This is a genomic window from Rhodococcus sp. WAY2, from assembly GCF_009859915.1.
Lineage (GTDB): Bacteria > Actinomycetota > Actinomycetes > Mycobacteriales > Mycobacteriaceae > Rhodococcus_F > Rhodococcus_F oxybenzonivorans.
Map to the genome: position 1 here is coordinate 6,562,301 of NZ_CP046572.1, position 20,147 is coordinate 6,582,447.

Consider the following 20,147-nt stretch of genomic DNA (forward strand, 5'->3'; position numbering starts at 1 on the left):
ATCACAGCACGCCGAACCCGATCTGTTCGCGCCCCCAACGGGCATTCCACGCCATCGCCTGCATCCGGTCGCGCAAATCGTCCCGGCTACGCGCTGTTTCGTCGAGCTGGCCCATCAGTTCGATGATGCGGCGACGGGCGGTTTCCAGTTCCGCCGCGAGACACTCCGCCTCCCTCGCTCTGCGGGTGCGGTTCCTGTGCCCGGTGATCGTGGTCATCTCGGCTCCCATCGTGTGCTCTCGCATCCCATTCTGGGCAGCCTGGTACGGGTCCAGAAGATCCAGATAGTTGCGGCCCCGTGGGTCCAATCTGGACCTATGACCCAGCGCACATGTGGCTCTCACCTCCGCGTTCTCTCGCCCGTAGGGTGCGGGACACGAAGAAGTTCCGGCCGGAGGAGGTGCAGGGTGGCGGAGATCCGGGTCGACCCGCTCACGATCGCAGACCGCACCTTTTCTTCGCGGCTGATCATGGGAACCGGTGGTGCAACGAACCTTTCCGCACTGGAGGAGTCACTCCTCGCATCGGGCACCGAACTGACCACTGTCGCGATGCGCCGCGTCGACTCGGCGGGGAAGACGGGGATGCTCGAACTGCTGAACCGACTCGGCATCGCACTGTTGCCCAACACCGCCGGTTGCCGGGGTGCCGCGGAGGCCGTGCTGACTGCTCGGCTCGCGCGCGAGGCGCTGGGCACCGAATGGGTGAAGCTCGAAGTCGTGGCGGACGAGCGGACCCTTCTTCCCGATGCCGTCGAACTCGTCTCGGCTGCAGAGCAACTCGTCGACGACGGCTTCGTCGTGCTGCCCTACACCAATGACGACCCGGTGCTGGCGATGCGGCTCGAGGACGCCGGTTGCGCCGCCGTCATGCCACTCGGTTCACCGATCGGCACCGGACTCGGCATCTCCAACCCCCGAAACATCGAGATGATCGTCGCCCGCGCCGGTGTCCCGGTCATCCTCGACGCCGGGATAGGCACCGCTAGTGATGCGGCCCTGGCCTTGGAACTGGGGTGCGACGCCGTGCTGCTCGCGTCCGCCGTCACCCGCTCGTTCGATCCGCCGCTCATGGCCGCGGCCATGGCGGACGCGGTTCGAGCCGGACGCCGCGCACGGAATGCCGGTCGTATCCCGAAGCGCTTCTGGGCGCAGGCATCCTCTCCTCTTACCGGGAACCTGCCCACTCCAGCAGATCGTCGGCCGGCCACGTATTGATCACCTGTTCGGGTTCGACGCCGCACCGCATCGCCCGCTCACACCCGTACCCTTGCCACGCAAGCTGTCCGGGCGCGTGCGCGTCGGTGTCGATCGAGAACAGACACCCGAGGTCCATGGCCAGGTCGATCAGCCTGCTCGGGGGATCACGGCGTTCGGGACGGCTGTTGATCTCGACGGCGGTGCCGTGGTCACGGCAGGCGGTGAACACCTTCTCGGCGTCGAATGTGGACTCCGGCCGAGTGCCGCGGCCTCCCGTGACGAGGCGACCCGTGCAATGCCCCAGCACATCGACTCGCGGATTCTCCACAGCTTTGAGCATCCGCCGCGTCATCGCACCACTCTCGGCCCGAAGCTTCGAATGCACACTCGCGACCACGATATCGAGTTCGTCGAGGAGGTCCGGATCCTGATCGAGCGAACCGTCTTCGAGAATGTCGACCTCGATTCCGGTGAGAATACGGAAGGGCGCCAGCTCTTCGTTGAGGCGGGCGATCACCTCGAGTTGGGCGCGCAGCCGATCGGCGGACAATCCGTTGGCCACGGTAAGTCTGGGAGAATGATCTGTGAGAGCGCAGTATTCGTGACCGAGCGAAGCCGCACTCCGCATCATCTCGTCGATCGGGCTGCCACCGTCGGACCAGTCCGAATGAGTGTGCAGATCACCCTTCAGCGCTTCGCGGAGTGCACCGCCACCGAGGGGCTCCGCCTTTTCCCGCAATTCCGTGAGGTAGGCAGGAACACCGTCGAGTGCCTCACGGATCACCGTCGCCGTCTTCGGTCCGATGCCCGGCAAGTCCTTCCAGCTGTCGGTGCGCTGACGGATGTCCCGCTGCTCCTCCGACAAACCCGCCACCACGTCGGCGGCGCGCCGATACGCCTTCACCCGGTGCGTCTCCGCCCTGGATCGCTCGAGCCAGAACGCTGTCTCGCGGAGGGCCTGCACCGGGTCCATCGGGCTGTCGGCGTCCATGCCACCAGTGTTGCGCCCACCCCACGTCACCGCAACGCTTCGCGCGCCCCCTCGCGGACGGCACTGGTGAGGGCCGTGAGTAGCGGCGATTCCAACTTCCACCGCTGCCAGTACAACGGCACATCGATCGGTCGCGCCGGATCGAGCTCGACCAGTCCGTGGTCGGTGCCCGTGTGTAGTTCGGGGAGCAGTCCCCAGCCGAGCCCGTAGTGGACCGCGTCCGAGAATGCCGAGGAGCCGGGAACGAAGTGCCGCGGGGGATGCATTCGTCGTCGGGTGAACCCCCGCAGGAATCTGGCCTGCAGTTCATCCTTGCGGTCGAAGTCGAGCATGGGGGCGACTGCCAGGGCCTCGGCGGTCGGTCCGTCCGGGAACCAGTGGTCGGCGAACTCACGGCTGCACAGTGCGCGGTACCTCATCGATCCGAGTGTCTCCACCGTGCATCCCTGCACCGGCTCCGAAACGGACGTCACCGCCGCCATGACCGTTCCCTCCCGCAGCAGCGCCGTGGAGTGGTACTCGTCTTCGCGGTGCAGGTCGAACAGCACACGATGTTCCGGTGCCAGCCGGGCCAGGGCCGGGATCATCCAGGTCGACAGCGAATCCGCGTTCACGACGAGGGGCAGCGTGCTCGTCTGCGCAGTATTCGGATTGAGCGAGGCCATCGTCTCCTGCTCGAGGTGGGCCACTTGCCGTGCGAGGGTGAGCACCACGCGCCCCGAGTCCGTGGCCCGCGCCGGTTTCACCCGCTGCACCAGCACGCGTCCCACCTGTTGCTCGAGCGCCTTGATGCGCTGGCTCACGGCGGACGGTGTGATGTGCAGGGTTCGGGCCGCCGCCTCGAAGGTGCCTTCGTCGATGACGGCGGCAAATGTGCGTAGCGCAGCAAGGTCCAGCTCCATGTGAAGCGATGCTAATGGCGATGAAGGATAATTAGCTGGCCTGATGGATGGCGGCTTCGTAGCGTGGTGTCCATGGACTTCACACCCAGTGTGCTCACGGCGGCAGCGGGCTTCGGCACCGGTCTGTCGCTGATCGTCGCGATCGGCGCCCAGAACGCTTTCGTCCTGAGGCAGGGCATCGTCCGCCGACACGTCCTTCCCGTCGTCGCTCTCTGCGCGATCTCCGACGTCATCCTCATCGGACTCGGGATCAGCGGAATTGCCACGATCCTCGCCCACGCGCCCGGCGCAATCACCGTCATCCGCTGGGCCGGAGCCGCGTTCCTGCTGGCCTACGCGGCGTTCGCGGCCCGTCGAGCCCTACGCCCCGGCACGCTCGACACTCCACAGGAAGTCGGGTCCGCGACACTCGCCACCGCGGTCTTCACCTGCCTCGCACTGACCTGGCTGAACCCGCACGTCTACCTCGACACGGTGCTGATGCTCGGATCGGTCGCCGACAATCAAGGAGATCCCGGGCGTTGGCTGTTCGGCCTCGGAGCGGCCGTCGCGAGCGTCAGCTGGTTCCTCGCCCTCGGCTACGGCGCCCGATTCCTGCACCGAGTATTCGCCCGTCCCGCCGCCTGGCGGGCACTCGACGCCGGTATCGCCGCCCTGATGCTCACGCTCGGCATCACGTTGGTGGTTTCGTAGTCAATTCGAGGTTGACGCGCCTCGCCGGGTCGACCAATACTTGGCAGCGTGCCCTCGCGATCGAGTCAGCTGCTGTCGGACGCGAACGTCAGGGAGTCGTAGTGGATCCCGTGCAGCGATTCTCCGCTGCCCGCGTCGCCCGGCTCGCTACCGCTGGACCCGACGGAGCACCGCATCTCGTACCGTTGGTCTTCGCCCTCACCGAGGACACGATCTACTCGTGCGTCGACTTCAAACCCAAGCGCACCACGGCATTACGACGACTGAAGAACATCGCCGCGAATCCCTCAATCAGCATCCTCGTCGATCACTACGACGACGACTGGGACCAGCTGTGGTGGGTGCGGGTAGACGGCGTGGCCGAGGTGCTCGACGCGACCACCGCGGAGGGAACCGCCGCCATCGACGTTCTCGCCGCCAAATACCCGCAGTACGCCGCGCGCCGTCCGCAGGGACCGGTGATTGCCGTCCGCTCCCTGCGCTGGCATCACTGGTCCGCCGTGAGTACTTCTTAACACCGGAGCGTTTGTTGAGTCTGGGGACATGTGAGACAGATGATGTCCACCCAGATGTGAGACACGCTGCTGTCGATTGAGGTATGAGGCACCTGACTGGTCGTGGACTTGGTTCATGACCGGAACGGAAGCCGTCATGGAACTGCTACACGCCCTGCTGGTGGTCTCGCAGACCACCGGCGCCGACATGTTCGACGGGAACTTCGCCCGCTGGTGCACCGACCACGGGATCTCCCGCGCCACCGCCTACCGGCACAAGAAACGGATCGAGGAGGACGGCCGGTGGACCGCCCGGTCCCGCCGGCCCACCTCCTGCCCACACGCCACCGCGTGGGAGGTGGAGGCCGAGATCGTGCGGCTTCGCCTCAACCTGCCCCATCACGAGCGCGGCGCCGACACCATCGCCTACCACCTGAACGCGGTCGCCGAGAAACAACACTGGTCCGAGCAGGGCTGGACCATCCCGTCCCGGGCCACGATCAACAAGATCCTCTCCCGCTACCACCTGGTCGTCCCCGAGCCGAAGAAACGCCCGAAATCGTCCTACCGCCGGTTCTGCTACCGCAAACCCCGCGACTGCTATCAGATCGACGCCACCGAAGTTCGGTTGGCGACCGGAGCCAAGGCCACCGTCTTCGAGGTCCTCGACGACTGCACCCGCACCCTGGTCGCCACCCGGGTCGCGGACGCCGAGACCGCCGCCGGGGCGATCGCGGCGATCACCGCCGCGTTCACCGACTTCGGGGTTCCGGCACTGGTACTCGCCGACAACGGCAGCGCGTTCACCTCCCGCCGCACCAAGGGCGGCACCTCGGGCTTCACCCGGGTCGTGAAGCGGGCCGGGGCGCGGCTGATCCACTCCACCCCATACCACCCACAGACCTGCGGGAAGGTCGAACGCCACCACCGCACCTTCAAGCAATGGTTGGCCACTCACCCCACCCAACCGACCACTCTGATCGAACTGCAGCAGCTCTGCGACACCTACCAGCGGTTCTACAACACCGACCGCCCGCACAGTGCGGTCAAGATGCCGCCACTGCAGGCCTGGCAGAACGCGCCACTCCTCGGTGGGCCACAAGCACTTCCGATCCAACACGACGCCACCGTGCACGCCCTGATCGTCTCCTCCGCCGGCACCGTGTGCATCGACTCCCACACCCGACTGAGCGTCGGCCGGCGCAGAGCCGGGCAGACCATCACCCTGCTCCACGACGACGACCACGTCACCGCCTACACCGCCGACGGCAACGTGATCGGACACCTACACCTCGACCACACCAAGCGCTACCAAGGACAACTCCAACCCGCCTAAAATCTGTCTCGCATCTACGTAGACACCCGTGTCTCATATCAACGTAGACAGCACAAACACCGGAGCGTTGAGAAGTACTCACGGGCGCTAGCCTCGGGTCCGTGCCCACAGCCCTGATCACCGGAGCCAGCCGCGGCCTCGGAGCCGCCATCGCCCGCGAACTCGCACCGAGTCACGACCTCCTTCTCGGAGCCCGCACAGCAGCGTCGCTGACCGCCATCCTCGGCGAACTCCCCGCCGCGACTTCCTGGCCCGTGGAACTCACCGACTACGCCGCGGTGGCCGACGCCTGCGCGCCGATCAAGCACCTCGACGTGCTGGTGCACAACGCCGGGGTCGCCGACCTGTCGACCGTCGCCGAGTCCAGCGTCGAGCAGTGGCGTCACACCCTCGAAGCGAACGTGATCGCCGTGGCCGAGCTGACGCGCCTCCTCCTACCTGCCCTACGCGCCGCTGGAGGACACGTCGTGCTCATCAATTCCGGTGCGGGAATCCGGGCAAATGCCGGGTGGGGATCCTATGCGGCGAGCAAATTCGCCCTTCGCGCCTTTGCGGACTCGCTGCGGCTCGAGGAGCCGGACCTGCGGGTCACCTCCCTTCACCCGGGACGGATCGACACGGACATGCAGCGCGCCATCGTCGCAGGCGAGGGCGGCGAATACCGTCCCGAGAACTATCTTCGAGCCTCGACGGTCGCCGCTGCCGTACGTCAGGCCGTCGAGACGCCTGCTGACGCACATCCCACCGAGGTCGTGTTGCGCGTCCGGTGACAGCGAGACTTTCGTGGCGTCCCGGCAAAAAACCGGCGTGAGATACATCACTGTTTGGTCCTTCAGAAAACCCTTAAGCTGCTCACAATCAACCGTCCTACAGTTCTTCACGTCAGCACAGTTCGCCAGCACGAGTCGGGTCTTTCACGTCGGCTCAGGAGGTAACGCCACGATGAACACCGAAAAGCGCAAGCCGAACGATTCCGTCATCGACGTGAGCGGCGATCTCTTCGCTTCGATGTTCTCCCTCGATCTCGGCGACGGCGACGTGGACTACGACGCCGTCGAGCGGATCCACGATGGCGAGTTCGGCGAGTGGACCCTCGCGGCCGCCCGCTCCGGGCTGTTCCCGCCCCACGCTGTGGAAGCCCTGCATCAGTCGTGGCAGAAGACCCCCCGCTCCCTGCTCGACGCCCTGCTCACCGACGCCGACGAAATGACCCGCAAGCGCTGCAACATCATCTGGGCCGGTCTCGACGAGGCCAGTTCCTTCGACACCGCCGAATACGCTTGACGGTCAGAACGGCCAGGCGGGAACCGACGGCAGCCCGGTACGGGTGGGACGCCCGATCAACCACGCGAGCAGCTCGTGATGAGGCAGCTCCGGAATCGTGACGTCGGGATGAAGTGCCTTCAACTCGGCTAGCTCCGTCGCCAACGTGCTGTCGACGAAAGCCTCCGGCCAGTCACCGACCGCATGGTCCAGGCGGAGGTCGACGTGGTGGATCTCCAGTTCACGCCACCGCAGTACCGGCACATCCCAGGCCGTCACCGGCTTACGCCAGTTCACCGGCGTCTCGTACCGGTCCGCGGTGATCTCCCGAAGCGAATCGATCACGCGGCGGCCGGCGAATCGGAAGTCGGCGGCGAGGAGCTCGACGGGCCGGGCCGCCCCCTCCTCTATCGCGGCTGCCCGGGCAGCAGGCCCGCCGGGATACATCTCCGGAGCGGGCTCCCCCGTAATCACACCGACGGCGAACCGGTTGAGAGCATCCGCGTTCCTCGCCAGATGCGTCACCACATGACCACGACTCCACCCCGGTAACCGGGAGGGTTCACGGGCCTGCTGGTCGGTCAAGGTCTCGAGCGTCGACTCGAGCGCCCGCTGCGACGCGGCCACCTCCTCGAGCAGTGCGGTATACGACTGATCGGTGTGCGGCGCGGTCATGGCCCCGATGCTAGGTGATCGCACCGGAGAACCCACGGAATTAACGACTGCGGGAGAACTCCCGCGATTCGCGGTCGCCCATTCTGGTTACTCGTCAGTTCGGGACGGCAAAGCCTGGCCTTTTCAGCACCCGACAGCCCGTTGAGCCCACGACAATAGGAGAACCATCCATGAGTGATCGCGACACGTCCGGGGAAGCCCGCGAAGGTTTGCTGGACTCCGTCAAGGGCAAGGCGAAAGAGGTCGCCGGAGCGGTGACCGGGAACGACTCGCTGACCGCCGAGGGACAATTGCAGCAAGCCGAGGCTCAGCAGCGCAAAGAGGCGAACACCGCCGAAGCCATCGCCCGGGCGGAGACCGAGCAGGCGGCCGAGGAACTCCAGGAAGTGCGTGCCGAAGGGGCCGCAGAACGCGCCGAGGTCCGGGACGAGGCGGATGTTGCACGGCAAGCCGCCGAAGAGCAGCGCCGAGCACAGCGCCGGGCGGCCGAAGAGGCGCAGCACCGTGAGGTGGTCACGGAGCAGGCCCGGGCCGGAGTCGACGCCCGGATCGAAACCAGTCGGGCCGAAGAGAATGCGCGCACCGAGGTCACTGCCGCGGCGGAGAGCGCCGGAGAGGCCGTCGAGGAGCATCGCCAGTCGATACGCGAAGCGGACGCCGCGCGGGCCGAAGCCGAGCGTGCACGTCGCGAAGCCGAGGCCCTGCGCGACGACGCCGAACAGTCCTGATCACCACCCACGTATCGAGGGAGATTCGATGAATATCGTCAGTGTGCCGTTAGCGGTCCTGCGCCTGCAGTACAAGATCGTGCGGTTCCCGTTGCAACTGATCGAGGACCAGTTCATGTCCCGGCTGGGTACCGAGGCGCCGGCGCGGGTGATGTACGAACGCACTCTCGGCGTCATCGACGGCGCCGTCGGCAGTGTTCTGGGCGATCAGGAGGTCGAGCAACGCGGCGCGGCGCTCACCAAACGAAGCGACGCGCTACTGCGGGCAGCGGAACTCGATGCCGAGGCGAGCCGCAAAGAGGCGGAGGCCGACGCCGAGTTGGAAGCCGAGCGACAGCGCGCCAACGAGCAGCAGGTTGCAGCGCAGGAGGCGAAGCAGCGCGAGGTCGAGCAGGCCCGTAAGCGTGAAGAAGAACGCAAGCGCACCGCCGCGCAGGAGGCCGAACAGCGCAAGCAAGCCGCGGCGAAGCAGGCCGACGAGCAGGCGGCTCAGCGTAAACAGGCCGCGGAGGCCGCCGCACGCAACGAGCGGGAGAAGATCAAGGCCGCCGAGGAGAAGGCCGCTGCCCCTGCCAAGGAGCAACTGCAGGAAGCCGCCGACAAGCAGAGCGAGGCAGCAGACAAGCGGGCGCGGGCCGACCGCGTCGAGGATTTGGCCGAGTCCGAGGCGGCCAACCGTAAGAACGAGAAGGCCGCCGGCAGCTAGGGTTCCGCGGCTGCCACGGTCGCCGCCGACGCCTTGCCGTCGGCGGTGGCCGGCATCCGGGTATCGCCCCGCAGCCGGCGGAACTCGTCCACTCGTCGTTGGGCCTGTTCGGCGGTGGCGTCGTCGGGCAGGTGCGCCACCAGCGCCCCCGCGGCACATCTGTATGCGTCGCTTCGGTGGAATCGTCCTGCAGACGTCATCAACCTGACTGCTACCGAACCGTCGGCCTACTGACCATCTCGATAGTGGGGCCGAAAGCGCGATCGATTCGAGCGCGATCGCCGGTCATAACGAGATCGAGTTGCAGACCACGGACCTGCGCCAGCACAAGTGTCGCCAACGCGGATGCTTCGTCGGGTGGCCACCCTTCCCGAACCAAGCGTTGTTCGATGGGAACGAGCCAATCACTGATGATCGACTGGACAAGTCTTCCGCCGCGCTCGGGTCCTCGTGCTGTGCGTCCGACCAACTCGAACAGCAACACGAACTGGCGTTGCTCTCGGGGTTCATACAACCGGCGCCACGCGGCCTGCACGAACTCCGCCGCCGATTCTGCGGCGCCGAGTTCTCCGTTGCCCTGTAGGTCCGCCAGAAAGTCGCCGTGAATCTTCACTAAGACTTGCAGGAGCAACTCCTCCTTGGACGAGAAGTGTCGCAGGAGAGTCGCATGGGTGACGCCGAGCGCCTGCGCGATCGTACGGAGCGAGACATCGCTGATCCCGTGGTCGAGCACATACTCGGTCGCCGCCGCCAGCAACTCCGGCCGCCGATGCTGATACCGCAGCGTGCGTCCGTCGACCCCGCCTGTGCCCATCGCTGAATCCTATCCCTCCAACTAGACCCGGAATATTAGACGTACCAAGTGGTTGTGATAACCAAATGATACTGCTATTTTCAGTGTACTGCTCGTACACGGCAGGAAGCCGAATCCACTGTCCCAGGCTTCTGGGGCAGACAAGTGATCAGCCGCACCGTTCGCATGCGGCGGTGGCGGCCGTCAGCGCCAACAGCCGCCGCTCGGCGCCTGGCCCGGATCATCGTCAGCAACTGTGACATTCGTGCCGCCGCTGCTATACCGGGGCCGGTCCCGTGATCTGCCGGGACTGGAAATCGACTTGGCGCACATCCGAAGATCACCGCGCCACCACCAACGAACTGAGGACGACCATGACCGATCAAACCAGCACCCTGGCGGAGTTGGGCCTGTTCACCGGCGCCCCGCAGCACGACAACTTCTGCCGACTGGGAAGTTTGCTGCCGACCCGCGAGCTCACCCCATCATCGACGCCACACCAGTGGCGCACCGGCGACACGATCGACCTTCCGGACACCTACGAGTTCGCCGGCGAGACGAAGTCGTTCGAAGACTTCTTCGTCGAAACTGACACCACAGCGCTGCTCGTCCTCGAGGACGGCGTCATTCGCCACGAGCGATACGCGCTCACCGGTGGCCCCGAGGTGCCGTGGATCTCGATGTCTGTGGCGAAGAGCTTCGTGTCCGCGCTGGTCGGTATCGCCGTTGCAGAGGGCCACATCAAGAGCATCGACGATCCCATCAGTGACTACGTGCCGGTCCATCCGGGGTCCGCGTACGACGGCGTCTCGATCAGAAACGTCCTGCAGATGTCCTCCGGGGCGCGGTGGAACGAAGACTACAGCGACCCCACCTCAGATGTCTTCCAGCTCAACGCCGCGATGGCTGGCGTAGGCACCCTCGACGACTTCGTCGCCGGCGTGATTCGCGAAAACGAACCGGGAACGTTGTGCCGCTACAACTCCGGTGACACCCAAGCACTCGCCTCGTTGGTGGTCCGCGCGACCAACCGCTCGCTCACCGACTACATGCAGGAAAAACTGTACGAACCCCTCGGTATGACCTCTCCCGGCGCATGGCTGCTCGACGCCGCCGGAATGGAGGTCGCGTTCGCGGGGCTGAACATGACCGCCCGGGATTTCGCCAAGCTCGGCGAGCTGTACCGCAACGGCGGCGAATGGCACGGCAACCAAGTCGTCCCGGAGCAGTGGGTGCGCGACTCCGTGGTTCCGGACGCCCCCTACCTTCAGCCGGGGCAGCCAATCGTCGGCACACACCGATTCGAGTTCGGATACGGCTACCAGTGGTGGATTCCGGCCGGAGATCACGGCGAGTTCAGCGCGATCGGTGTCTACAACCAATTCGTCTACGTCGACCCGACAGCGAATGCAACGGTCGTGAAGCTGTCATCCAACCGGACCTACAGGACAACCGACAGCGAATCCACCAACCACGATCACGAAACGGGCGCCTTCATTCGAGCCGTCATCAATGCTCTACGCAACTAGTCTAGTCGCCCGCCGACCCGGTGGCGTCCACGTCGGTCACGAAATTCAGCAGGAGCTCGTTCACCTCGGTGGGCCGCTCCTGCTGAACGAAATGCCCGGCGCCCTCCAGTAAATGCACGCCCCGCAGGTCGGGAACGGCCGCCCGCATGCGGTCGAGTGCCGCCGAACCGCTCATCGCGAGGACGGGATCACGGGCGCCGGCGATGAACAGCGTCGGAACCTCGATGGGGGCGCCATCGAGGTCCACGCTGCGTTCCCAGTTCGCGTCATACGCCCGGTACCAATTGAGGCCGCCGGTAAATCCGGCAGCGCTGAATATGTCTGCGTAGTAGTCGAATTCGGCCTCCGACAACCACGACCACGGCAACGGCGGCGCGTGTGGCAACACCTCGAGGTAGCCGTTCCCCTCGGACGGGTGCTGCCAGATGTCGAGGTAGTGATAGTCGCCCGAGAGTGCGTAGAACAGCCTGTGCAGGAATCGGCGAGGGTCGGCGTCGAGTTCCCGATCCGCGACACCGGGTTCCTGAAAGTAGTGGATGTGCAGAAAGTGCTTGCGCGCCACCGCCGCATACAACTCGGATGGTCGGGCGGGGAAGCGGTCGGGCGCATAGGGCACCGCCAGGAGCACCAGCCCCGACACCCTCTCGGGGTGGCGGAGAGCGAGCGTCCACGCGACCGGGGCGCCGAAGTCGTGGCCGACGAATACCGCTCGATCCTCACCGAGTGTGTCGAGGAGGCCGACGAGTTGGTCGGCCACGCGATCGTTCGTGTAATCACCGATGGTGACGGGAGTGTCCGTGCGACCGTACCCGGGCATGTCCGGCGCGAGAGCCCTGAAGCCGGACTCGGCGAGCGCGCGACTCTGATGGCGATAACTGAACCCGAGTCCCGGGAATCCGTGGCACATCACCACCGGCGGTCCTGCGCCCAGATCGCTGAAACTCCATCGGAATCCGTCGACCACGACCTCGCGTTCGGACATCACTCTCCGGACGTGCCTGCCATCGACCGCGCCCTCTCCGCGATGTCGAGTGCCGCGAGATAGCCGAAGACCAGCGCAGGCCCGATCGTTGCTCCCGGTCCCGCATAGGTGTGTCCCATGACCGGTGCGCTCGTGTTTCCCGCCGCATAGAGTCCCTCGATGACGGTTCCGTCTTCGCGAAGTGCTCGCCCCGCCGTGTCGGTGTTGATGCCGCCCTTCGTACCCAGATCGCCCGGGACCATCTTGGCCGCGTAGAACGGGCCCTTGGTCAACTCGCCCAGGCTCGGGTTGGGTTTGTTGCTGATGTCGCCGTAGTAGTGGTCGTATTTGCTCTCACCACGGTGGAAGTCCTCGTCCACACCCCGGCGGGCGAACCCGTTGAACCGTTCGACGGTGGCGGTGAAACGGTCCACGGGGACACCGATCTTCTCGGCAAGACCCTCGAGAGTGGACGCCTTGACGATCGCCCCGCTGTCGAGCCATTTCCTGGGAAGCGGCGCACGCGCCGTGACACTGGCGAAGAGGTACCGGTCCCGGTAGGTCTGGTCGAAGATCAACCAGGCGGGGATGTTCTCACCCGGGCCGTCGCCCTGCCCGTACTCACCGCCATACATGCGGTGGACCGCCTCGACATACGGCAGCGACTCGTTCATGAACCGCTCGCCGCGGTCGTTGACCATGATGCTGCGCGGCAGCGACCGCTCGGCCAGGGCGAACCACGGTCCCTTGGGCAGCGGAATGCTCGGACCCCACCACGCGTCGCTCATGAAGCTCACCCCGGCACCGAGTTTCAGCGCCGCATTGATCCCGTCGCCCGTATTCGACGGTGCCCCGGTGGTCCAGTCGGAACCGATCGGCTCTCGCTGGTACTTACGTCGCATCTCAGCATTGTTGTCGAATCCACCGCACGCCAGGACGACACCGTGCCCCGCACGCAGCGTCGTGGTCTGCTCGTTCGACTTCACGACCACCCCGACCACGCGGCCGTTCTCGGTGACCAGATCGGTCAGCTCGGTGTTCAGCCGCAGGGGAATACCTGCTTGGCGGACCCCGAGCAGGAGTTCCGCCATCAGGGCCGCACCCATGCCGATCAGGTGCTGTCGCCGCGCCTTCGCGACCATACTGCGCAGCCCGACCCGCACCATCCGAACCGGTCCGCGCCAAGTCCGGAATCCCGTACTCAGCCAGCGATAATCCGACTGCTTCACGACGACGTTCAGCGGGGTCTTGCTGTACGGCGGATGCAGGGTGTCGAGGTCGTCGCCGAGTGCGCGCGCATCGAACGGCACGGGCTCACACGAGCGACCGGTAGCCAGCCCACCCGGTGCCTCCGGGTAGTAGTCGGAGTAGTTCTTCACCCATTCCAACTTCAGCGGACTGTGGTCGATCAGGAACTGGAGTGCTTCCGGCCCTCTGTCGATGTAGGTGTCGATCCGCTCGGGATCGACGACCGGTCCGACGATGCTGCGCACGTACGTGCGGGCAGCCTCGAGATCGTCGGGGGGAGCATCACGTTGGAGCACCGTGTTTCCCGGAATCCACACTCCGCCACCGGATCGGGACGTGGATCCGCCCCAATACGGCGACTTCTCGACGATCACGACTTTCAGTCCGCGCGCGGCCGCGGTGATCGCCGCACTCATTCCGGCAGCGCCCGATCCGACCACGACCACGTCGAAGCTCTGGTCCACCGATTCCTTCGCGGGGAGGATGGCGTGGTTGTCCCCTGATGTGGTCATACGGCTCCCTATCGGTACGTGAAGTACCAAAACTAGAACACGTTCCACCATAGATCAAGGGTGGCGTCACTTCCGATCCCTAGGGAATGGGAATGACCAGGAGAGGCATGCCTGGAATCTGCACCCGGATCTGCGGCTGCGGCAACGGCGCGGGGGCCGGAGGCGGTGGCAATTCGACCTGCGGCGGTGGTGGGGGAGGCGGCGGTGGGGGTGGCGGGGGCGGTGGCGGTGGCGGTGGCGGTGGCGGTGCAACCGTAGCCGGGGCAGGACGTGGCGCGGCCTGCTGCACCGCGATCGGCGGCGAATCGACGACAGGGGCTTCGGAGATCACCGGCGCCGGCGGCCGCGGGCGCTCCGCGGGCTGCCCCGGTCCCGCACCGACCGGAACGGGAGTAAGGCCTCCGGTCATCAAGTCCACGACGGCGATGTCGTTCATTGCGAGGTTCGACGGCTGCACTACCAAAAGCCGATCCTCCTGAAAATTCGGCCACGGGTCACCCTGCATTTCCGAATTCTCGCCGAGGATGGGGGCCAGGAGAGGGCTGCCTTGTACACACCGAACCCGCGGCACGCCGTGGTCGTCGACCAGAACGATCGTCCCGGCCTCGAGAACTGATTGGACCGGCTGCGCCCGGCCCCCCTCGAACCCGTGGTCGGTGACCCGGGTATCCGCGCGAAGCAAAACCGGCGTCAGCGTCCGTACGTAACTCCGCACGTCGGCGACGTCGAATACGCCGGACCATGCCGTCATTCGGGCGTTGTCACGTTCGAGGTCGTCGACGAGCTTCTGCCGGTCGCACAGCAACCGGTCCGGGCTTCCCCCGTAGAGACCCGTGCGGTCACCCACCACTCGGATGCCGCCGGTGCCGCCCTCGGTGGGCAGCTCGGTGCCGGCGGGACCGTACGGAACGGTGGTGGGCGTCTGCGGCGGCAGCAGCACCTGGGTCCAGGGATACCCGTCGTCCATAGCGCCGTTGAGCTCGACGGAGACGGTCCTGACCTCAGACCCGGAGGAGCAGGCCACCATCACCGTGGCGGCGACGACACCCGCTACGACCAGCCAGTGACGCGGCGCGCGCCGGAAGCGCGTACCTGCACGTGCGACTGCTCTGCGTCGGGCACCCCTTGCGGCCGGCCCGGCGTCGTCGGTGGCCACACCGACATCGTAAGCACAGTTTCCGCTCGACCGGGCGGTAATCCCGCTGTGGTCGTGCGCGTGTCAGCGCGTGACCATGTCCTCCTGCGACCAGTACGCCTTCATCGTCGTGATCTTGCCGTCGTCGTCGAAGGTCATCACATCGATCGGCGCTATCTCGAGCTTCTGCTCGCCCAGTTCGGTGACCAGCGAGAAGTGGAAGGCCGCTGTGTTTCCGGCGATCCTCAGCGTGTGCAGTTCGCTGGTCTGCTGTAGCGCCTCGAGCATCCCGTAGAACTCGCGGATCGACTCCACCGTGGTGCGCGGGTCGGTACCCACCGGATCTTCCACGATCGCACCGTCGGCATAGAGCGCCAGCACGTCATCGACGGTGCCCGTGGCCACCACCGCGACGTACCTCTCGACGGTCTTACGGATGTCTTCTGCGGACGGTGCCATGGCAAATGCTCCTGAAGTCGACTAGAACGTGTTCTATTCGAGACAGTAGCGGAAACAGAGAACTCGTGAGCACTTCTCAACCACGGAGTGTTAAGAAGTGCTCACGGGTGCGGAGGACGTCAGAGGACGATATTGACCATCTTCCCCGGGACGACGATCACCTTGCGCGGGTCCTTGCCGTCCAGCAGTGCCACGATCTTCTCGTCGGCGAGCGCGATCTTCTCGATCTCCTCGCGTGACGCGTCGGCCGCCACCGTCACTCGGCTGCGGACCTTGCCGTTCACCTGGATCGGGTACTCGACGGTGTCCTCCACCAGCCACTTCTCCTCGGCCACCGGGAAGGGGCCGTGGGCCAGCGACTTCTCGTGGCCGAGCCGCGACCACAGCTCCTCCGCGAGGTGCGGGGCCAGCGGCGCGAGCATGAGCACCAAGGGCTCCACCGCGGAGTGAGGGGCACCGCCGGGGTAGGCCTTGGTGAGATGGTTGGTGTACTCGATCAGCTTGGCCGCCGCGGTGTTGTCCCGCAGCGCCGTGTAGTCGTCGCTCACCCCGGCGATCGCCTTGTTCAGCGCGCGCAGGGTGTCCTCGGAGGGGGCGTCGTCCGTGACCCGCACGGCGCCGGACTCCTCGTCGACCACCACACGCCAGGCGCGCTGCAGGAAACGCTGAGCACCGACGACGTCCTTGGTCGCCCACGGACGCGACGTATCCAGCGGGCCCATCGACATCTCGTACACCCGGAGGGTGTCGGCCCCGTACTCCTCACAGATCTCGTCCGGCGACACGGAGTTCTTGAGGCTCTTGCCCATTTTGCCGTACTCGCGGTTGACCTCCGCGCCCTGATAGAAGAACTTGCCGTCCTTCTCCTCCACCTCGTCGGCCGGCACGTACACCCCGCGCGCATCGGTGTAGGCGTAGGCCTGGATGTAGCCCTGGTTGTACAGGCGGCGGTACGGCTCGCTCGAGCTGACGTAGCCGAGGTCGAACAGCACCTTGTGCCAGAACCGCGAGTACAGCAGGTGCAGCACAGCGTGCTCCACACCGCCGACGTACAGGTCGACGCCGCCGGGATCGTTCGGTCCGTGGATCTCCGGTCGCGGACCCGTCCAGTACTGCTCGTTCTCCTTGTCGCAGAACGTGTCCTGGTTGGTCGGGTCGATGTAGCGCAGCTGGTACCACGAACTGCCCGCCCACTGTGGCATCACGTTGGTGTCGCGGCGGTACGTCTGCAGCCCGTCCCCGAGGTCGAGTTCGACGTTGACCCAGTCGACAGCCTTCGCCAGCGGGGGAGAGGGCTCCGAGGAGGCGTCGTCGGGATCGAAGGACACGGGAGCGTAGTCCTCGACCTCCGGAAGTTCCACCGGCAGCATGGAATCCGGCAGTGCGTGCGCATTGCCGTCGGCGTCGTACACGATCGGGAAGGGCTCACCCCAGTACCGCTGACGGGCGAACAGCCAGTCGCGCAGCTTGTACTGGATAGTGCCCTTGCCGGTGCCGTCCGCCTCGAGGCGCTCGGTGATGACCCTCTTGGCGTCGGCGACGGTCATTCCGTTCAGGAAGTCCGAATTCACGATGGTGCCGTCGCCGGTGTACGCGTCCTTCGTGAGGTCGCCACCGGAGATCACCTCGACGATGTCGAGACCGAACTCGGTCGCGAACTCGTAGTCGCGATGATCATGGCCGGGGACCGCCATGATGGCGCCCGTGCCGTATCCGGTGAGGACGTAGTCGGCGATGAACACCGGCAGCTCGCGCCCGTTGACGGGGTTCACCGCGTAGGTGCCGAGGAAGACACCCGTCTTCTCCTTGTATTCCTGACGCTCCAGATCCGACTTGGCCGCAATCGACTTTCGGTACGCCGCAACGGCTTCGGCCGGGTTGGCCGCACCGCCGGTCCATCGCGGATCGACGCCCTCGGGCCACTCGGCGGCAACGAGCTCGTCGACGAGGTCGTGCTCCGGCGCCAGCGTCACGTAGGTGGCACCGAACAGCGTGTCCGGACGAGTCGTGAACACCTCGATCTCGTGACTGTCGGCCTGGAACTTCACCTGCGCACCGTGCGAGCGTCCGATCCAGTTGCGCTGCATGGCCTTGACCTTCTCGGGCCAATCCAGGTACTCGAGGTCGTCGACGAGGCGGTCGGCGTAGGCGGTGATCCGCATCATCCACTGCTGCAGGTGCTTCCGGAACACGGGGAAGTTGCCGCGGTCGCTGCGGCCATCCGCTGTCACCTCCTCGTTGGCCAGGACAGTGCCCAGACCCGGGCACCAGTTGACCATCGAATCCGAGTGGTACACGAGCCGGTAGGAGTCGAGGACGGCTTCCTTCTCGGAGACCGACAACGACTGCCAGTCCCGCCCGTCCTCCACGGTGCGCTCACCCGAGGCGAACTCCGCCTCGAGCTCGGAAATGCGCCGGGCCTTTCCTGCCTTCTTGTCGAACCAGGCGTCATGAATCTGCAGGAAGATCCACTGCGTCCAGTGGTAGAAGTCGACGTCGGTGGTCGCGAACGTGCGCCGCTCGTCGTGCCCGAGGCCGAGACGCCGGAGCTGGCGCTTCATGTTGATGATGTTCGCCTCGGTGGTGGCCCGCGGATGCGTGCCCGTCTGCACCGCGTACTGCTCCGCCGGCAGACCGAAAGCGTCGTACCCGAGCGTGTGCAGCACGTTGTGGCCCTGCATCCGGTGGTAGCGGGCGAACACGTCGGTGGCGATGTAGCCGAGGGGGTGCCCCACGTGCAGACCCGTCCCCGACGGGTACGGGAACATGTCCTGCACGAACAGCTTGTCGGCGGGAACCGGGCCTGCCAGCGGGCCGACCGGGTTGGGCGCGTCGAAGGTGCCCTCCGCGCTCCATCGGTCCTGCCAGCGCTGCTCGATCTGGCCGGCGAGTTCCGCGGTGTAGCGGTGCTGCGGGGTCGCGTCGGACGGGTTGGCGGGCTGCGCGTGCTCGGTCACTGTGGTCGCTATCTACTTGGCTGACATTCGTGGATGGAGAGGAATACCGTCAACCAGGGTAGAGCCTCACCCCACCCGGACTCACCTGCGCATCCGGGTGCGCCGTATCCTGGTGTCGTGTTGATTGCCTCCGTCGTGCTGTTCGTCCTCGCCGTCGCCGTTGCCGGCGTCGCCCTGGCCGGCCTCACCGAACGTCTGCCGCGCAACCGGTGGGCGGGTGTCCGGACCGCCGAGACACTGCGCGACGACGACGCCTTCGCCCTAGCGAACAAGGTCGCCGGCCCCACGCTTCTCGCCGCGGCCGGGCTGCTGATCATCGGTGGTGTCGCCGGAATTCTGGTCGGTGGAGTCATCGGGATCGGCGCCCTCCTGGTCAGCGTCGTCGCTGCCGCGCTCACCGCGGGTACTGGCGGATCGCTCGGTGCCCGCGCCGCGGCAGCCGTCCCCGCCGCCGACACCGGTGCCTGCGGCAACTCCTGTGGAGCCTGCTCGCTCAAGGACGCCTGCCAGCCGTCCTGATCGGCTGCAGACGGCCCACCCGGTGCCCAGTTCGAAAATCGTCGACCCCGCCGGAGCCGTCTTCGGTGTGATCCTGCCCGTGGTCGCCGCGTTGTCCGGCGTGCTCCTGGCCAAGCTGTGGAAACCCCGGCTACCCGCGGAAATCGCCACGCATTGGACCACCACCTCGCCGGACGGTTTCGCCACCCCGATGTCCAGTGCCTGGACGTTCGCTCTCGTGACGGTCCTCTTCGGCGGTGGCTGCGCCGCCGTTGCCGCCCTCGCGCCGGCCTTGCTCATGATGCGCCGCACCATGCTCGTCGTCGGGTTGTCTGTGGTCGGGATGGTCAGCACCGTGCACGTGGTGATACTCGCCGTCCAACTCGACGTCACCGATCCGGCCGATACCGTGCTTCCGCTGTGGTCCCTCGGCGCCGGGACCGTACTCGGCGCCGGTGTGGGAATGATCGGCGCGGCGTGTCTGCGGGACTACCGTCGCCGGGTCTCGGCCACACATCGGCCCGACGTCACCCTGCCCCGGGCCGCCGCACCCGCCGCAGTGTCCGCCTCCGTGGGTTTCGGGACAGCGGGGTCCGGAATCCTGCTACTCCTGCTCGGCGTCGTCCCCGCACTCGTCGTCTGCCGCATTTCCGGCGGCTGGTGGCCGCTCGCCGTGTTCGTTCCCGTCGGGCTGTTGATCGTCAGCCTCCTGCGCTTCCGCGTCATCGTGGACGAGGACGGCATCCGAGTGATCAACATGGGCATGACCGCCCTCGACTACGGCATCGACGAGATCGAGGGTGCACGCGTCGACGTGGTCAAACCCTTCGACGACTTCGGTGGGTGGGGGTTGAAGGTGAAGGGGCCGCGAAACTACGGCGTCGTCACCCGCACCGGGCCCGCGGTGATCGTCACCACCGCGTGCGGTGACCGATTGACCGTCACCACCGCGGAAGCCGGGGACATGGCCGGGGTCCTCAACGCATTCGCCGACCGACGGCGGGGGTGAGCGCCCGGGTCGACAGTCGTCATCGACCGGTTGCAGGGTGACGGCACACGCGCGATCGCG

General features: G+C 66.2%; 21 protein-coding genes and 1 pseudogene. 11 read left to right on the plus strand and 11 right to left on the minus strand.

What is annotated here, in order from left to right; genetic code table 11:
• Position 1 precedes the first annotated feature (1 nt).
• The gene (locus GFS60_RS29650) at positions 2–217 is read right to left on the minus strand and encodes a hypothetical protein (protein WP_159926670.1); all 216 of its coding nucleotides are present in this window, start codon (positions 215–217) and stop codon (positions 2–4) included.
• A gap of 198 nt (positions 218–415) precedes the next feature.
• Here GFS60_RS29650 and GFS60_RS29655 point away from each other — a divergent pair, with 198 nt between their 5' ends.
• Positions 416–1,216, plus strand: coding sequence for a thiazole synthase (locus GFS60_RS29655; RefSeq protein WP_442972207.1), 801 nt, complete (start codon positions 416–418; stop codon positions 1,214–1,216).
• On the opposite strand, the gene GFS60_RS29660 is transcribed toward GFS60_RS29655, so the two are convergent.
• Both GFS60_RS29660 and GFS60_RS29665 read right to left on the minus strand, forming a co-directional pair.
• Entirely contained in the window at positions 1,167–2,171 is a 1,005-nt protein-coding gene (locus GFS60_RS29660; RefSeq protein WP_159927664.1) for a PHP domain-containing protein, read from the minus strand. The genes GFS60_RS29655 and GFS60_RS29660 overlap by 50 nt on opposite strands.
• A 44-nt stretch (positions 2,172–2,215) precedes the next feature.
• A complete protein-coding gene (locus GFS60_RS29665) occupies positions 2,216–3,091 on the minus strand; it encodes a LysR family transcriptional regulator ArgP (RefSeq protein ID WP_159926673.1) in 876 nt (291 codons plus the stop codon).
• Positions 3,092–3,163: 72 nt separating this feature from the next.
• Here GFS60_RS29665 and GFS60_RS29670 point away from each other — a divergent pair, with 72 nt between their 5' ends.
• The 5 genes from GFS60_RS29670 (at position 3,164) to GFS60_RS29690 (ending at position 6,898) form a co-directional block, all read left to right on the plus strand.
• On the plus strand, positions 3,164–3,784 hold the full coding sequence (locus GFS60_RS29670; RefSeq protein ID WP_201453481.1) for a LysE/ArgO family amino acid transporter: 621 nt from the start codon (positions 3,164–3,166) through the stop codon (positions 3,782–3,784).
• A 101-nt stretch (positions 3,785–3,885) separates the two neighbouring features.
• Positions 3,886–4,299, plus strand: coding sequence for a TIGR03668 family PPOX class F420-dependent oxidoreductase (locus GFS60_RS29675; protein ID WP_159926677.1), 414 nt, complete (start codon positions 3,886–3,888; stop codon positions 4,297–4,299).
• Between the two features lie 115 nt (positions 4,300–4,414).
• A complete protein-coding gene (locus GFS60_RS29680; RefSeq protein WP_236603167.1) occupies positions 4,415–5,614 on the plus strand; it encodes a DDE-type integrase/transposase/recombinase in 1,200 nt (399 codons plus the stop codon).
• Positions 5,615–5,715: 101 nt separating this feature from the next.
• A complete protein-coding gene (locus tag GFS60_RS29685) occupies positions 5,716–6,384 on the plus strand; it encodes an SDR family oxidoreductase (RefSeq protein ID WP_159926679.1) in 669 nt (222 codons plus the stop codon).
• 172 nt (positions 6,385–6,556) lie between these two features.
• Positions 6,557–6,898 (plus strand): hypothetical protein, encoded by a 342-nt coding sequence (locus GFS60_RS29690; RefSeq protein WP_159926681.1) that lies wholly within the window; start codon positions 6,557–6,559, stop codon positions 6,896–6,898.
• A gap of 3 nt (positions 6,899–6,901) precedes the next feature.
• Here GFS60_RS29690 and GFS60_RS29695 read toward each other — a convergent pair whose 3' ends face one another.
• The gene (locus GFS60_RS29695) at positions 6,902–7,552 is read right to left on the minus strand and encodes a maleylpyruvate isomerase N-terminal domain-containing protein (RefSeq protein ID WP_159926683.1); all 651 of its coding nucleotides are present in this window, start codon (positions 7,550–7,552) and stop codon (positions 6,902–6,904) included.
• Positions 7,553–7,722: 170 nt separating this feature from the next.
• Here GFS60_RS29695 and GFS60_RS29700 point away from each other — a divergent pair, with 170 nt between their 5' ends.
• Positions 7,723–8,280, plus strand: a complete 558-nt coding sequence (locus tag GFS60_RS29700) for a CsbD family protein (protein WP_159926685.1) — start codon at positions 7,723–7,725, stop codon at positions 8,278–8,280.
• Positions 8,281–8,308: 28 nt separating this feature from the next.
• Positions 8,309–8,986: an IF2 family translation initiation factor gene (locus tag GFS60_RS29705; RefSeq protein WP_159926687.1), complete on the plus strand. Its 678-nt coding sequence runs from the start codon at positions 8,309–8,311 to the stop codon at positions 8,984–8,986.
• Here the strand turns inward: GFS60_RS29705 and GFS60_RS40150 are convergent.
• A pseudogene (locus GFS60_RS40150) lies at positions 8,986–9,131 on the minus strand (IS21 family transposase); the annotation flags it as partial. The gene GFS60_RS29705 and the pseudogene GFS60_RS40150 overlap by 1 nt on opposite strands.
• 66 nt (positions 9,132–9,197) lie before the next feature.
• Entirely contained in the window at positions 9,198–9,800 is a 603-nt protein-coding gene (locus tag GFS60_RS29715) for a TetR/AcrR family transcriptional regulator (RefSeq protein ID WP_159926689.1), read from the minus strand.
• 353 nt (positions 9,801–10,153) lie between these two features.
• Here GFS60_RS29715 and GFS60_RS29720 point away from each other — a divergent pair, with 353 nt between their 5' ends.
• Positions 10,154–11,308 carry a serine hydrolase domain-containing protein gene (locus GFS60_RS29720; RefSeq protein ID WP_159926691.1) on the plus strand — a complete coding sequence of 385 codons (1,155 nt, stop codon included), beginning with the start codon at positions 10,154–10,156 and terminating at the stop codon, positions 11,306–11,308.
• A gap of 1 nt (position 11,309) precedes the next feature.
• Here the strand turns inward: GFS60_RS29720 and GFS60_RS29725 are convergent, their stop codons facing one another.
• From GFS60_RS29725 to leuS, 5 genes are all read right to left on the minus strand, one after another.
• On the minus strand, positions 11,310–12,290 hold the full coding sequence (locus tag GFS60_RS29725; RefSeq protein ID WP_159926693.1) for an alpha/beta fold hydrolase: 981 nt from the start codon (positions 12,288–12,290) through the stop codon (positions 11,310–11,312).
• Positions 12,290–14,029, minus strand: a complete 1,740-nt coding sequence (gene kstD, locus GFS60_RS29730; protein ID WP_159926695.1) for a 3-oxosteroid 1-dehydrogenase — start codon at positions 14,027–14,029, stop codon at positions 12,290–12,292. Before kstD ends, GFS60_RS29725 begins: the two co-directional genes overlap by 1 nt.
• Positions 14,030–14,108: 79 nt before the next feature.
• Positions 14,109–15,185 (minus strand): DUF6777 domain-containing protein, encoded by a 1,077-nt coding sequence (locus tag GFS60_RS29735; protein ID WP_159926697.1) that lies wholly within the window; start codon positions 15,183–15,185, stop codon positions 14,109–14,111.
• A 63-nt stretch (positions 15,186–15,248) separates the two neighbouring features.
• Entirely contained in the window at positions 15,249–15,623 is a 375-nt protein-coding gene (locus tag GFS60_RS29740) for a nuclear transport factor 2 family protein (protein WP_159926699.1), read from the minus strand.
• 119 nt (positions 15,624–15,742) lie between these two features.
• Entirely contained in the window at positions 15,743–18,580 is a 2,838-nt protein-coding gene (gene leuS / locus GFS60_RS29745; RefSeq protein WP_159926701.1) for a leucine--tRNA ligase, read from the minus strand.
• A 117-nt stretch (positions 18,581–18,697) separates the two neighbouring features.
• Here leuS and GFS60_RS29750 point away from each other — a divergent pair, with 117 nt between their 5' ends.
• Together GFS60_RS29750 and GFS60_RS29755 are read left to right on the plus strand one after the other, a co-directional pair.
• Positions 18,698–19,099 carry an SdpI family protein gene (locus GFS60_RS29750; RefSeq protein WP_159926703.1) on the plus strand — a complete coding sequence of 134 codons (402 nt, stop codon included), beginning with the start codon at positions 18,698–18,700 and terminating at the stop codon, positions 19,097–19,099.
• 22 nt (positions 19,100–19,121) lie between these two features.
• Positions 19,122–20,087 carry a DUF1648 domain-containing protein gene (locus GFS60_RS29755; protein ID WP_159926705.1) on the plus strand — a complete coding sequence of 322 codons (966 nt, stop codon included), beginning with the start codon at positions 19,122–19,124 and terminating at the stop codon, positions 20,085–20,087.
• The last annotated feature ends 60 nt before the right edge of the window (positions 20,088–20,147 follow it).